Genomic DNA, 13,112 nt, shown 5'->3' with positions numbered 1-13,112 from the left:
TGAATAATATTTGTTTTATAATGAGGTATATGATATGAATATATATCAACTGCGCTATTACATCGCTGTCGTTGAAGAAGGTACGATTTCAGCAGCAGCCAGGAAACTGAATCTTTCTCAGCCACCCCTGTCTACCCAAATCAAGCTGCTGGAAGAAGAGGTAGGAACGGAGTTGTTTATACGCGGTGCGCGCCAGATCACGCTGACACCGGCCGGACGCCGGTTCTACCAGTATGCACTGGAAATGACAGATATAGAACGGCAAGCCTTGGAAGAAATCCGCGATATGGGCCGAGGCGGAACTGGGACCGTGCATCTTGGTTGTATCTCTTCCGCCCACGTGAAGGAAGTCTATGAAGGGCTTGATGCTTTTCACAGGCAATATCCCCTTGTCCGGCTGCGAATCGTAGAAGGCAATACGCTTGAACTGGAAGAAAAACTGGCTCGAAATGAGCTGGAAGCTGCTTTTGTTCGGACTCCGGAAACTTTTAAGCATGTTGAGCGTCTTCCCCTTCGCCAGGATCCGATGATGGCTTCCGGCAAACGAGCGTTTTTCAGTGAGATTCCTTCGCATAGGAAGCTCATCATGAAAGACCTTGCAGCGTGTCCTCTGATCCTTTATAAACGCTGGGAAGCAAGGATCCGTGATCTTTTTTCTCACGCTGGAAGGCAGCCGCAAATTGTTGGTGTTGCAGACGACCTTCGTACTTGCCTTATGATGGCTGATTATGGACTGGGAATCAGCGTGACACCCTTGGAGGCTCTTCGCGGCTATCCCCATCTGACGCGTCGGGTGATTGCGGAAAAGGGCCTTGTTTCCACGCTTGAACTTGTACTTCGTAAGGATGCCTATATTTCAGCCAGTGCAAAAGCCTTATTTACTGTTTTTAAAGAGCGTGACAAAAATCAGGAGGAATAGGGACAACTGGCATGGACGGTATTTTGAATCAGCAGGAGGCTGGCTTCTGGACTTTTTTACCCAATAAGAAACCCCCACCATGGCGTGACCCATGGTGGGGGTTGATGTGACTTATAATAATGGCGGATGGGGTGGGATTCGAACCCACGATACCTTGCGGTATACTTGATTTCGAGTCAAGCACCTTCGACCACTCGGACACCCATCCGCAGACTAGGCTATTATATCATATTAACGGCGCCGTGTAAAAAATTCCTGCAAAATTTTTTTACAGCGCTCTGCTTCGATACCGGCTTTGATGATGGTATTTGCATGGAGACTGGGGTGGAGGGGAATCTGGAAGAGGCTCCCACAGGCTCCGGCTACGCTGTCGCTCGCCCCAAAGACAACGCGTCCGATCCGGGCATTATAGATGGCACCGGCGCACATGGGGCAGGGTTCCATGGTCACATAAAGGGTGGAGTCAGCTAGGCGCCAGCGCCGGAGCTTTTCACAGGCTTCCCGGATGACAAGGATTTCTGCATGGGCCGTGGCATCATGCGCTCTTTCCCGCCGGTTATGGTTCCGGGCAATGACGCGTCCATCCTGGACGAGAATGGCCCCTACGGGAATTTCCCCTTCAAGAGCGGCCAAGGCTGCTTCCTTCAGGGCTTCTTCCATATACATCTTTTCTTCGTCTGTTGCAAGCTCCATGGTAGGATTCCTATTCTTTCCGGGTCAGCTGCAGCAGGTCATAGGGCGTTTCCTGATAGACCATATTGACCCAATTGGTGTAAAACAGGTGAGCATAGCTGCACCATTTGAAGCAGGGCTGCTCACTGCTGTCATTGTCGGGATAGTAAAATTTCGGCTGCTCCGGGTCAAGGCCCTTGTTTTTGTCACGGATGAATTCATCCTGCAGGGAATTTCGGTCATATTCAAAATGGCCCATGACAAAGATATGGCGCATGTCGCTCGTACTGCAGATGTTGATGCCGTTTTCGGCGCTGCGGCTCAACACTTCAAGGCGCGGGTCAGCGTCGATCTTATTGTCATCGACACGGGTATAACGCGATTGGGGAATGAAGTAGCGGTCATCAAAGCCGCGCAGGAGCGGATGGAAGTTTGTCGTAAGTCCATAGGGATAGATGCCGTAGAGCTTTTTGGGGAGCATGATCTTTGGTATATTGTAGTAATAGTATAACCCAGCTTGGGCGCCCCAACAATAGTGGAGAACAGAAAAGACATGGCTCCGGGCCCACTCAAAGTACTGGACAAGTTCAGGCCAGTATTCAACATCTTCAAAGTCAATCTTTTCGACTGGTGCGCCGGTGATGATGAAGCCATCATAATAGCGGTCCTTGATGTCATTCCATTCAAGATAGACTCGGTCTAAATAGGAATTATCCGTGTGCGTACTGACGCGGGACACAGGGCGGCAGAAATCAATCTCGATTTGGATAGGGGAGTTGCCCAATAGGCGCAGGAGCTGCAGTTCCGTCGGCTTTTTAAGGGGCATGAGGTTAAGAATCAGGATCTTCAAGGGCCGGATATCCTGCGTCATGGCACGGTCTTTTCCAATGGTGACGATTCCTTCTTCACGGAGACGGTTTACAGCGGACAGGCCGCCGTCAATTTTAATGGGCATGACAAAAACTCCTTTCCTGCAATAAAAAAAGCCTTCCTCCCTGCAGGGACGAAAGCATCGTGGTACCACCCAGCTTTACCTTGCTGTTGGGCAAGGTCTCTTGGAAACGCGGCCAAAGCCGGATTCCCCAGTGCAATAACGGGCACATCCGTACGGCCTACTGTGATTTCAGCCAATCAGCTCCAGGACCATCTTCCTTTTCTCATCTGCACTCCCTTTCACCGGTGCGGGAGTTCTCTGGAACCAGACAATAAAAAGTACTCTTCCTTTCATCGCATTTTACTATGAAATTGGAAAAATTTTAGCATGCATGGAAAGGTCCGTCAAGGAGCAAGGGGAGAAATTCCGTAGGAAAAGGATATCTTGTACAATCTGTTACAAAGTCATCTTGAATAGACCTGAAAAAAGCAAGGCCCCCTTGGAATTTTCGTTGCCAAACAAAAAGGGAAAGAGTATGATAAAGGCGTATAGCCCTTTTCTAAAAAAGGGCCGGGGAACAATTCCCGTAAATTTTAAGGAAACGGTGGCGTTTTATGAGAGCGAGGAATGTTTGGGCCGAAGTCGATCTGTCGGCCATTGCCCATAACGTACAGGTCACGCGCAAAGTCCTCAAACCGGGGACAAAAATCTGCGCGGTTGTCAAAGCTGATGCCTATGGCCACGGAGCCGTGCCCGTTGCAACGGCAGCCCTGGCGGCAGGCGTCAATTATCTGGCGGTGTCCATGACACAGGAAGCCCTGGAGCTTCGCGAAGCTGGTATCATGGCGCCTATCCTCATTTTGGGGACCATGACGGAAGAACATGAAAAGGCCCTTGTGGACTATAACATCACCCAAACGGTCTATGATCTTGCCGTGGCCCAGGAGCTTTCGGCAGCAGCCCTGCAGGAAAACAAGGTGGCCAAGGTCCACCTGGCTGTCGATACGGGGATGAACCGGATCGGCTGCCGTCCTGAAGAAGCGGCCGATCTTGCTGAGGCCATCAGCAAGCTGCCCCATGTGGAGCTTGAAGGGATGTTTTCCCATTTTGCCAGCGCCGATGAAATGGATAAAAGTTTTGCTGAAAGCCAGTATCGAAAATTCATGGAAGCTGACCGCGCTGTCAAGGACCGAGGCATCCAGATTCCCTTGGTCCACATCGATAACAGCGCTGGTATCACGGAGATGAAGCATACAGAATGTGACATGGTCCGTCAGGGCATCACCCTTTATGGACTGTGGCCATCGGACGACGTAGAACGCTGTCTTGACCTAAAACCGGCCCTCAGCCTCAAGGCAGAAGTCGTCTTTGTGAAGGATGTTCCAGCCGGTGAGAAGATCGGTTATGGCTGTACCTACGAGACGAAAGCACCCATGAAGGTAGCTACGATCCCCTTGGGCTATGCTGATGGCTATTCCCGCGCCCTGTCAAACCGTGGCTATATTACGATCCGTGGTTATAAGGCTCCTGTTGTGGGTCGCATCTGTATGGACCAGTTTATGGTTGACGTGACGAATGTGCCGGGTGTCCATAAGGGGGATGAAGCGGTTATCTTTGGGCCGGGCGGTGTTTCCCTTGACCAATTGGCTAAGTGGGTGGGAACCATACCCTATGAGCTCATGTGTCTTTTGTCAACGCGCGTTCCCAGAAAGTACACCTACACGTATACCATCAAGCATTACGAAAACAATCGTTTTTAGGAAAAAGGGCGTAAGCCCACTAGGTTCACACACGGGTTCCGCTTCTTTTTCTGCAGAAAGGCGGGCCCTTTTTTGCATCAGGAAGGTAGGAAAGCAGTATGGAGCACTATGAAAAATTAACAGAAAGTACAATTGAAGAACTAAAAGCCATTGTAGGCGAAAAATATGTCCTCACGACGCCGGAGACCCTCGAAACGTATCAAACGGATCAAGAGACAGATTCCCGGTTCTTCCATGTGCCGGAAGCTGTTGCAGCGCCAGGAAGTACGGAAGAAGTGGCGGCCATCATGAAACTTGCCAACAAGCGCCATTTTTCCGTAACACCCCGCTCCGGCGGGACCAGCGTCTCCGACGGAGCCATTGCTGTCTGCGGTGGCATTGTCATGCTCATGGAGCGCATGAACCGCATCTTGGAAGTAAACCCGGATGGTATGTATATGGTTGTCGAAGCCGGGGCTAGGACCCTCGATGTGCAGGAAGCGGCCAAGAAGGAAGGTCTCTTTTATGCCGGTGATCCGTGCAGCGCCGACAGCTGCCTCATTGGCGGCAACCTTGCGACAAATGCCGGTGGCGATAAGGCCGTTCGCTACGGCACGACGCGCAGTCAGGTCCATGCCATCGAAGTGGTCCTGCCCACGGGCGAGATTGCACACCTGGGGGCCCGAACGAAGAAAAATACAACTGGTTTCTGTCTTGATCAGCTCGTTCTTGGGAGTGAAGGGACCCTTGGCGTCATTACAAAAGCAACGCTGAAACTGCTGCCCATTGCCCCCTACCGGTCGGACGTCCTTCTTGTCTTCACAGATCCACGGAAGGCCACGAGCCTTGTTCCCATTCTTTTAAAAGCTGGGCTTGACCCGACGAGTGTTGAATTCATGGACCATGGTTTTGTGCAGGCTTCCAGCGACTATTCAAAGATTCGACTCAGTCATTATGACGACGGCTGCTACGTTATTTTGACCCTCGAAACCTTTGATGAAGATGAGATGGATAAAAAGCTCATAAAGGTCGATGAGCTGGCTCAGGCGCATGGTGCCGTGGAAGTGTCCCTTGCTGATGACCGGGTGTGGACAATCCGCAAAAATTGTCTTGAAGCGACGAGAATCCTAAGCCGCGTCAGTACTAGTGACGATTTTGTCTTTCCGTTGGATAAGATTTCAGATGCCATCATGGATCTGTCGGAACTTGCCGCAACCTATCCCTTCCGCGTCTTTACCCTAGCTCATGCGGGAGATGGGAACTTGCACTTTAATATCCTTAAAGGGGAGCTCAGCGATGAAGCTTGGGAGGAAACCCTTTCATCCTTCCATGAAAAGGCCTATGCCTATGTCTATGCCCATGACGGCCTTCTTTCCGGTGAACATGGAATTGGGGCAAAGAAAGTAGGACAGCTCGAGCGTTTGACGGACCCTGGGCAGATGTTCATGATGACAGCCATCAAGAAGGCCTTGGATCCTTTGGATGTACTCAATCCGGGGAAGGTCATTGCAAGATATTGAGGCCGGCTCAAAAATCGGGCTGATTTGATGCAGGACCTGAGCCACTTGCTTTAGAAAAAGTCGACCTGAGGCAAGGGGCTCACGTTGTAGCGTACGATGGACCGTCTCACGTTTGGGGACAGGATAGTTCAGTTGTGAGTTTAAAAATTGTGGGTTACAACACGAAGGCCTTAAGGTCTTTTCCCCTGCGGTCTTTTCGCCCCATGGCATCACAGCATTGCAGGCACCTTTACGTCTTTTGCTTGGCAGCCAGAGCCGGCGTCTCGAGACAGCATTCTGGACTCTTCCTGAATGGATTGCCTGACCGCCATTTTTCCTCCACGGCAAAAAAGTCCCGCTGGGAGACTTTTCGTTTCCCAGCGGGACTTTCCCGTCTTTATTTTCTCGATGGGCCACAGGAACAGGCACTCCTGCGGCACACGAAGCGGTCTGCTTATTGCTGCTTCCTTCCGGACCTGACAAGGTTCACAGGGCTTCATTGCGCAGGACCTATCCCTATGGTCCATCCAAAAAATAAAAGCGTACTTAAAAGAAAAGCCGCATGCTGCGGCGGATTCTTAAATGGCGGAGAGTGAGGGATTCGAACCCTCGATACGGTTATCCCGTATACACGCTTTCCAGGCGTGCTCCTTCAACCACTCGGACAACTCTCCAGGTTGAAATGCTTAGGCAAAGCTTTTCGATTGTATGCAGTCTTTAAAAATGACTGCGTGTTTTAGTATAAAGGATATTCATGCCGTTGTCAAGAAATAAGTTGAATTTTTTTATGGAAACAAGGTATAATACCATGGTACAACAGAGAGAAAGGATGGATTCCATGTCTTACGTCGCATTATATCGTACTTGGAGACCCCAGGATTTTGATGGCCTCGTGGGGCAGGAACACATCAGGAAAGCGCTCACGAACGCACTTGAGTCGGGGCGCATTTCCCATGCTTACCTGTTTACAGGCCCTCGCGGTACGGGTAAGACGAGTACGGCGCGGATCCTTGCTAAGGCCCTGAACTGTGAGAAGGGGCCAACGCCCCATCCTTGCAATACTTGTGATCATTGTCGGGAAATTACGGAAGGTACCAGTGCCGATGTCATTGAAATCGACGCGGCCAGCAACCGCGGAATTGATGAGATCCGGAAGCTTCGGGAACAGGTCCATTTTGCACCTGTTTCCAGCCGTTACAAGGTCTATATTATCGACGAAGTGCATATGATCACGGCAGACGCATTCAATGCCCTGTTAAAGACTCTTGAAGAGCCTCCAGAGCATGTCGTCTTTATCCTTGCGACAACGGAGCCGCAGAAGATCCCGACGACCATCCATTCCCGGTGTCAGCGTTTTGATTTTCGCCGCGTTACGGTCGACGATATTGCTGCCCACCTGCAAAAAGTAGCAGAAGGCAGCAATATCAATGCGGAACCGGATGCCCTGCGTCTTATGGCCATTCAGGCCGATGGGGGCATGCGCGATGCCGTTGGTCTTCTGGATCAATGCAGTATCATGGCTAATCCCGTGACAGCTGAAACGGTGCGGCAGGTCCTTGGTATTGCCGGGCGCGATACGATGCGGGCCTTGGTAGAGAAAATTGGCCGCCGCGATCTGCCTGCTGCCTTGGATCTCCTCAATCAGCTCATGGACGATGGAAAAGATGTCACCCAGGTCCTGACAGAGCTCCTCGAATATATGCGAGCCCTGCTCCTTTATCAGGCTGATCCGGCGTATCAGGAGATTTACTTGACCGATACAGCGGAAAATCTCAAAACTGTGGAACCGCTTTTTACGCGCAGCCGCATTCTTGCTGCAACAGCGCGTATCCATGAGGCCTCCCTTGATGTGAAGCGTTCCCTGCGGTCAAAGATTGTCGCAGAGATTTGTCTTTATGATCTCTGCCGCGGCGAAGGGGAGAGTCCTGCGGCACTTCTGTCCCGTATTGAGACACTTGAAGGGAAAGTCACCCACCTTATGGCAGGCGGTGCTCCAGCCGTATCACCCGCATTTGAGCTGCCAAGGGAAAAAAGGAGCAAGACGCAGGAAGCGGCTTATGCTTCCCCGATGGCAACGGCACCGGACATGCCTTCTGTAACTCAGAAAGAAGCTTCTTTCCCCTCTGCAGAAGGGCCTGCTGCCATTCCTTTGGAAAAACGGCAAGAAGCTTCTTTTGAAAAGCAGGCATCCGCTGTACCGCAGCGAGCGGGCCAGAAAATGGAAGCCGAGGGTGCCTCTTTTACTCCGCCCTTTGAAGAAAAAACGGACGCTCCCCGTCAGCCTTCTGATCTAGCAGGGGCCCAGCGACTCTGGAATGGCGTTCTGCAGGGTCTCAAACAGCGTCATAAGATGGGCTTTTTTGCCTATGCGCGGGAGGCAACTCCCCTTGACTTTGATGGCAAAAGGCTCACGGTGGGGACGGCAACGCAATTGGCCAAGGACCGCCTTGAACGCAATGATCTAAGGGACGAGGTCCTTGCCATCTTAAAGGCGGGGACAGGGCAGAATTTCGAATTTGCGGTCGAACAGGCCAGCGAAAAACAAATGGAAGCGGCAAGGAAAACTGCGCCTCGCGTGGCTTCCCGCCCCCAGCATAAGGCGGCGCCGCCTGCGCCGCCCAAGGAAGCGCCCCTTCCCAAAGAAGACGACGAACTTCCTGAAACCGTCAAACGGGCCATGATGGTCTTTGGCGGAAGCCTTGTAAAAGATGATTCGAATCAATAGGAGGAATGAACAATGTTTAAAGGCGGAATGGGAATGAATGGTATGCAGGGCATGCTGAAAAAAGTCCAGAAGATGCAAAGTGAGATGCTGAAACTCCAGGATGAACTCAAGGAACGCACCGTGGAAGCCACGGCAGGCGGGGAGGCAGTCAAGGTTGTTGTAAATGGCAGCAAGAATGTCGTAAGCCTTGCCATTTCGCCTGAAGCTGTCGATCCAGATGATGTAGAAATGCTCCAAGATCTCATCGTGACAGCTGTCAACGAAGCAATGAAGAAGGTTGATGAAATGACAGAAAAGGAAATGGGCAAAGTAACGGGCGGCATGAAGCTGCCGGGGATGTACTGAGAACACCATGCGCATGATCAAACCTCTGGCCCGGCTTCATGAGCAGCTGCGCAAATTGCCGGGGATTGGCTCCAAATCGGCGCTGCGTCTTTCCTACCACGTCCTTGATATGAAACGAAGCGATGTGGAAGCTCTGGCAGCGGCGCTGGTTGCTGTCAAGGATCAGGTCCATCTCTGTGCGTCCTGTTTCAATCTTTGTGAAGGCACGCGGTGCGAAATTTGTGAGGATGAAAAGCGGGATCATGGGCTCATCTGTGTCGTTGAAGAACCGCAGGATGTAGCGGCTATGGAACGGACAAAGGGTTTTGAAGGGGTGTACCACGTCCTTCATGGCGTTCTGTCTCCCCTTGATGGCGTGGGCCCTGACCAACTGAAGATCCGCGAACTCATGCGCCGTTTGCAGGACGGTTCGGTACACGAAGTGATCCTTGCAACCAATTCCGATGTGGAGGGGGAGGCAACAGCAGCCTATCTGGCGAGTCTCATCCGTCCCTTGGGCATCAAGGTCAGCCGCATTGCCCACGGCCTCCCCATGGGTGGGGACCTTGAATATGCCGATGAATTGACGCTTTACAAGGCCTTGGAAAACCGTCGGGAGCTTTGATTGTCCCTTAGGATGTGAAGAAAGGCGGTACGTAGTTATGGAAGTTTGGGTGTTTGGCCTTGCGGCCCTTGTCATCCTTCTGATAGTCGTCAATATCTTTTCCCTTTCCCTCAAGCTTTTGTGGAACGGGGTTGTTGGCATGATCCTTCTTTGGCTGTTCAATCTGGTAGGGGGAATTGTCGGTCTGCATCTTGAAATTGGTGCTGTTTCTGCTTTGGTGGCGGGATTCTTTGGAATTCCCGGCGTCATTCTCCTGCTGCTTTATCAGCTCATGGGGCACTAAGCGATGGCATTTAGTAAATCAGAAAATGAAAGGGTACGAATCCTGTGCTATCTTGTGATTGGCGGGACGGCGGCCCTTTTTGAATGGGCCTTGGTGTATTTATTTGCCGTGCGCCTCGGTCTCAATTATCTTTTGTCAACAGGCCTTGCTTATCTTTGTTCCACGGTCTGCCACTATATTGCGACCAATTGCTTTGTTTTTGACAGTGGCGTCCGCTACAGCAGAAAAAAGGAGTTTTCCCTGGTCCTTATTGTATCGACCCTGGGTCTTTTGCTGAACCTTCTTTTGATGCGCCTTTTCGTCGGTGCCCTAGGCGGCAGCGTCATGCCGAGTAAGATCCTTGCATCGGCACTTGTGACCATTTGGAACTATCTATCCAGAAAAAAATGGATCTATTCATAAGACGGCGGCTCCCACAGCTCCCGTCTCACTAAAAAGGGTGGGTTCATGATGTTTCGAAAAAAAGTTGATATCAAGTCATTCAAAAAAGTATATCTCGTTCATAACCACAATGCGGGTAAGCAGACTTTCTTTGCTGCCATGCACCGCAGTGTGGAGCGCCTTGCCGACGAGTTTATCGCGATGTATGGACCGGCTGCCTTTTCCTATTACCGCATCAACACCTTCAACGATGCTCAAATCGTGGCACGTAAGGCCTGCGATGAACAAGTCGATTGGATCATCATTGCTGGCGGCGATGGTACACTGCGCGCCATTTCAGAAGTACTCGTTGAACGGGACTATATGCCCTATGTGAGTATCTACCCTGCTGGCACGGTGAACCTTGTTGCCAAGGAACTGGCCCAGAAAACCGATGCCACAAGTTGGCTCATGCGCGTTGAAAAGGGCATTACGGCTCCAGTCTGGCTAGGAAAGGCCAATGACCGGATTTTTCTGACTGTGGCCGGCATCGGCGTTGATTCCCTCGTCGTCGATATGGTCACGCCCAAAGAAAAAAAGCTTCTTTCAACCCTTGCCTATGTGCGCCAGAGCGGCCTTGTGGCGGGGAATGAAATGCTGCTGCATCCGTGGAAGTATAAGTTTGAGGTTATGATTGACGGTGATGGCATATGGCGGGCGGCCAGTTCCGTTATCGTCACAAAGAGCCGTTACTATGCAGGCCGTTTCTCTCTTGTTAACGGGGGCTCCTTATCCAATCCTGCACTATATGTCATCTTATTTAAAAAGGACCGTTGTGTCGACTTCCTGCGCTACACAGCGCTCATTGCGGCCGATATGCTCTCCTTGGATAAATCGGTCGAAATCTGTAAGGCCCAGGAGGTCCAGATTCGCTGCAACGTGAAGAACTTTGCGGCCGAATTGGATGGGGATAGCGTAGCAACGTCGCCCCTTTCCATTTCCCTCCTACCGACTCCGCTTAATTTTATTTCCTAGGGAGGCATTGTGAAAAAGAAGCTTGCGCTCATTCTTCCGGCCCTTCTTATTTTGGGCCTGGAATACTTTTTATGCTGGAATGATCTGAAAGCCATTTCGCCTTTTCCTCTGGCTGAATGCTGGTACCGAACTTTGAATCACTTTCTGCGGGATTTTCTGCTTCTTGGGACGGGCTCACTCCTTTATCTTAAGAAGCACCGGATCAAGGATCGGGCCCGGCGCTATTTCCCCGTCGTGGTCATTGGCGTGCTGTATCTTTTGGACGCTCTCTTCATGGTGACCTATGTTGAGCTTGACTGGGGATTTATGACGGTCCTTTCAATTCTTGCCGGTCTTTTTAACAATATCGTTGTCCTTTTGGTAACGGCCATGGTCTATCACCATTACCCCAATCGGGGAATGAAGGCATTTTATTTCCTTGTTTATTTTGTAACAGCCTTCATTATGTTGGGGGATGCAGTCTACTTCTGGAATACGAGCATGCATGTAGAGAGTGTTCTTTTTGAGAACCTCAATTATTATGCGGCCATAGGCATCCTGTCAACGACGGCTTCTTGGAAGCTGGTTCTTGGCGCCCTGCTTCTTATCGTGCTTACTGCCCTTTTCCGTGTCGATCGCCCCCAGCGACGCAAGCCTAACCTGCCTTGGTCGCTCCTGTGCGTTGCTGTTTTTGCCTTGGGTCTTAACCTGACCTATCTTTTGTGCCGTGAAGGCGTCTATCATGGCCTTGACCTCGTGCCGGGCCTTGATCTTGAAGTGGATTTGGAAAAGAACCGAAAAACGACACGGGATGCTGTGGCATACCCTGTGAACGTGAACTTTTTCCAAAAAGCCTTTTTCAAGACCGATAAGGTTGTTCACGATCCCAGTGAATATAAGAAACGGGAACTGACCGATAAGGATCGTACCATCTTGAAACGTCTGGGCATCCTGCCTAAAACACCAGTCATTGTTCGAGATAAACCTGCTTATGACCGAATTGTCATGATCATCTTTGAGTCCGTCCATCGGGATTATCTCCATTACTATAATCCCGCGATTCCCAAGGAAACGACGCCTTATCTGGACTTGCTTGTCGAAAAGTATCCGCACCTTGACCACTATTACTCATCGGCAGTTCCGACGACACAGGGCCTTAATGCGACATTCCGCAGTCAGCTCATCTATGATGGTGACCTGCCGGGGACCCACCAGCCGTCACTGTTTCGTTCCCTTGAAAAAGCGGGGATTCCGGGGACATTTTTCAGTGCATCAAGCCGCTACTACAATAATGAGTACCGCGAGTATCCAGAACAGTTTGGTATGGCTCACTATTTTGCTAAGGAAGATATTGCCAAAGAAGGCTACTCTGGAGCAAGTGGCTGGGGTTTTCATAACGATGTTATGTATGACAACATGCTGCGCTTTTTAAAGAAAAGCCGCGGTCAGTCATTCCTTGTTGTCACGAAGACCCTTGATATGCACCAACCTTATCCCTATTATGGGATTACTTACGAAAACATGCCTGAGTCCGTGCGAACCCAAGGCACGGTAACCGTGTGCGGCATGTATTGGGTAGATCAGACCGTGAAGCATTTCTTTGAGGAAGCGGAAAAGGAAGGACTCATGGATGATCGGACCCTTTTTGTGATTACAAGCGACCATAATCCCCATTCGGGTGGGGAATATAAGACCCTTGTCCAAAAGCCGCAGGACAAGAAGAGCGTGGCGCCGATTCCACTTATCTTTGTGAGTAAGAATCTGGAACCGTTGAAAAATCTCGAAAGTACGGATTATGGCAGCCAGGAAGACCTGGCTCCGACGCTCCTTGCGCTCATGGGCGTCCCCGTACCGGAAGAATTCATGGGGAGAAATCTCCTGCAGCCTACGGATCATCCCTATGCCTTGGGCTATTTTGGCGGTAAAGCCTATTACTATTCCGCCGACTTATCCTTTGTTTCCACGTTGGACGAGCCAACACCGGATCGGGAGGAAAAGGATGCCCTGGCAAATTATGTGATGTACAACTATGTGGAGCGGCATCTTAAGTATATGCCTTCCCTTTAAGGCACATACTT

General features: G+C 50.8%; 12 protein-coding genes, 2 tRNA genes, 1 other RNA gene and 1 other annotated feature. Of the genes, 10 read left to right on the top strand and 5 right to left on the bottom strand.

Going from position 1 to position 13,112, the window contains the following annotated elements:
- Positions 1 to 34: 34 nt before the first annotated feature.
- A complete protein-coding gene (locus tag HMPREF1246_RS02000) occupies positions 35 to 919 on the top strand; it encodes a LysR family transcriptional regulator (protein ID WP_009015862.1) in 885 nt (294 codons plus the stop codon).
- Between the two features lie 120 nt (positions 920 to 1,039).
- Here HMPREF1246_RS02000 and HMPREF1246_RS01995 read toward each other — a convergent pair.
- The 3 genes from HMPREF1246_RS01995 to metA form a co-directional block, all read right to left on the bottom strand.
- Positions 1,040 to 1,127: transfer RNA gene (locus tag HMPREF1246_RS01995), tRNA-Ser, on the bottom strand.
- Between the two features lie 23 nt (positions 1,128 to 1,150).
- Positions 1,151 to 1,612, bottom strand: a complete 462-nt coding sequence (gene tadA, locus HMPREF1246_RS01990) for a tRNA adenosine(34) deaminase TadA (RefSeq protein WP_009015861.1) — start codon at positions 1,610 to 1,612, stop codon at positions 1,151 to 1,153.
- A gap of 10 nt (positions 1,613 to 1,622) precedes the next feature.
- Positions 1,623 to 2,546: a homoserine O-succinyltransferase gene (gene metA / locus HMPREF1246_RS01985; protein WP_009015860.1), complete on the bottom strand. Its 924-nt coding sequence runs from the start codon at positions 2,544 to 2,546 to the stop codon at positions 1,623 to 1,625.
- Positions 2,547 to 2,587: 41 nt separating this feature from the next.
- Positions 2,588 to 2,828 (bottom strand) — a binding site (T-box leader).
- 251 nt (positions 2,829 to 3,079) lie between these two features.
- On the opposite strand from metA, the gene alr reads away from it, so the two are divergent.
- Together alr and HMPREF1246_RS01975 are read left to right on the top strand one after the other, a co-directional pair.
- On the top strand, positions 3,080 to 4,225 hold the full coding sequence (alr, locus tag HMPREF1246_RS01980) for an alanine racemase (RefSeq protein ID WP_021736543.1): 1,146 nt from the start codon (positions 3,080 to 3,082) through the stop codon (positions 4,223 to 4,225).
- Between the two features lie 98 nt (positions 4,226 to 4,323).
- Positions 4,324 to 5,724, top strand: coding sequence for an FAD-binding oxidoreductase (locus tag HMPREF1246_RS01975; protein ID WP_009015858.1), 1,401 nt, complete (start codon positions 4,324 to 4,326; stop codon positions 5,722 to 5,724).
- A 395-nt stretch (positions 5,725 to 6,119) separates the two neighbouring features.
- Here the strand turns inward: HMPREF1246_RS01975 and ffs are convergent.
- Both ffs and HMPREF1246_RS01965 read right to left on the bottom strand, forming a co-directional pair.
- Positions 6,120 to 6,219: signal recognition particle sRNA small type (gene ffs / locus HMPREF1246_RS10120), an RNA gene on the bottom strand.
- Between the two features lie 67 nt (positions 6,220 to 6,286).
- Positions 6,287 to 6,377 (bottom strand) — tRNA-Ser (locus HMPREF1246_RS01965).
- A 155-nt stretch (positions 6,378 to 6,532) separates the two neighbouring features.
- Between HMPREF1246_RS01965 and dnaX the strand changes: the two genes are divergently transcribed.
- The 7 genes from dnaX to HMPREF1246_RS01930 are packed head-to-tail and all read left to right on the top strand — an operon-like array spanning position 6,533 to position 13,101.
- Entirely contained in the window at positions 6,533 to 8,428 is a 1,896-nt protein-coding gene (gene dnaX, locus HMPREF1246_RS01960) for a DNA polymerase III subunit gamma/tau (protein WP_231368203.1), read from the top strand.
- 12 nt (positions 8,429 to 8,440) lie between these two features.
- Positions 8,441 to 8,773, top strand: coding sequence for a YbaB/EbfC family nucleoid-associated protein (locus tag HMPREF1246_RS01955; RefSeq protein WP_009015856.1), 333 nt, complete (start codon positions 8,441 to 8,443; stop codon positions 8,771 to 8,773).
- Positions 8,774 to 8,780: 7 nt separating this feature from the next.
- Positions 8,781 to 9,377, top strand: coding sequence for a recombination mediator RecR (gene recR / locus HMPREF1246_RS01950; RefSeq protein ID WP_021736552.1), 597 nt, complete (start codon positions 8,781 to 8,783; stop codon positions 9,375 to 9,377).
- A 37-nt stretch (positions 9,378 to 9,414) separates the two neighbouring features.
- Complete coding sequence (locus HMPREF1246_RS01945; RefSeq protein ID WP_009015854.1) at positions 9,415 to 9,660, top strand: pro-sigmaK processing inhibitor BofA family protein; 246 nt, start codon at positions 9,415 to 9,417, stop codon at positions 9,658 to 9,660.
- Positions 9,661 to 9,663: 3 nt separating this feature from the next.
- A complete protein-coding gene (locus tag HMPREF1246_RS01940; RefSeq protein ID WP_009015853.1) occupies positions 9,664 to 10,062 on the top strand; it encodes a GtrA family protein in 399 nt (132 codons plus the stop codon).
- A gap of 45 nt (positions 10,063 to 10,107) precedes the next feature.
- The gene (locus tag HMPREF1246_RS01935) at positions 10,108 to 11,055 is read left to right on the top strand and encodes a diacylglycerol kinase family protein (RefSeq protein WP_021736600.1); all 948 of its coding nucleotides are present in this window, start codon (positions 10,108 to 10,110) and stop codon (positions 11,053 to 11,055) included.
- A gap of 9 nt (positions 11,056 to 11,064) precedes the next feature.
- Positions 11,065 to 13,101, top strand: a complete 2,037-nt coding sequence (locus HMPREF1246_RS01930) for an LTA synthase family protein (RefSeq protein WP_021736566.1) — start codon at positions 11,065 to 11,067, stop codon at positions 13,099 to 13,101.
- Positions 13,102 to 13,112 lie beyond the last annotated feature (11 nt).

The sequence above is a fragment of the Acidaminococcus sp. BV3L6 genome (assembly GCF_000468835.1).
Lineage (GTDB): Bacteria > Bacillota > Negativicutes > Acidaminococcales > Acidaminococcaceae > Acidaminococcus > Acidaminococcus intestini.
This window is presented reverse-complemented; position numbering and strand designations above follow the sequence as displayed.

Coding starts and splice junctions, on each gene's coding strand:
- HMPREF1246_RS01940 (WP_009015853.1), top strand. CDS start 9,664: ATGGCATTTAGTAAATCAGAAAATGAAAGGGTACGAATCCTGTGCTAT.
- recR (WP_021736552.1), top strand. CDS start 8,781: ATGCGCATGATCAAACCTCTGGCCCGGCTTCATGAGCAGCTGCGCAAA.
- HMPREF1246_RS02000 (WP_009015862.1), top strand. CDS start 35: ATGAATATATATCAACTGCGCTATTACATCGCTGTCGTTGAAGAAGGT.
- HMPREF1246_RS01945 (WP_009015854.1), top strand. CDS start 9,415: ATGGAAGTTTGGGTGTTTGGCCTTGCGGCCCTTGTCATCCTTCTGATA.
- HMPREF1246_RS01955 (WP_009015856.1), top strand. CDS start 8,441: ATGTTTAAAGGCGGAATGGGAATGAATGGTATGCAGGGCATGCTGAAA.
- dnaX (WP_231368203.1), top strand. CDS start 6,533: ATGGATTCCATGTCTTACGTCGCATTATATCGTACTTGGAGACCCCAG.
- HMPREF1246_RS01935 (WP_021736600.1), top strand. CDS start 10,108: ATGATGTTTCGAAAAAAAGTTGATATCAAGTCATTCAAAAAAGTATAT.
- metA (WP_009015860.1), bottom strand. CDS start 2,546: ATGCCCATTAAAATTGACGGCGGCCTGTCCGCTGTAAACCGTCTCCGT.
- tadA (WP_009015861.1), bottom strand. CDS start 1,612: ATGGAGCTTGCAACAGACGAAGAAAAGATGTATATGGAAGAAGCCCTG.
- HMPREF1246_RS01975 (WP_009015858.1), top strand. CDS start 4,324: ATGGAGCACTATGAAAAATTAACAGAAAGTACAATTGAAGAACTAAAA.
- alr (WP_021736543.1), top strand. CDS start 3,080: ATGAGAGCGAGGAATGTTTGGGCCGAAGTCGATCTGTCGGCCATTGCC.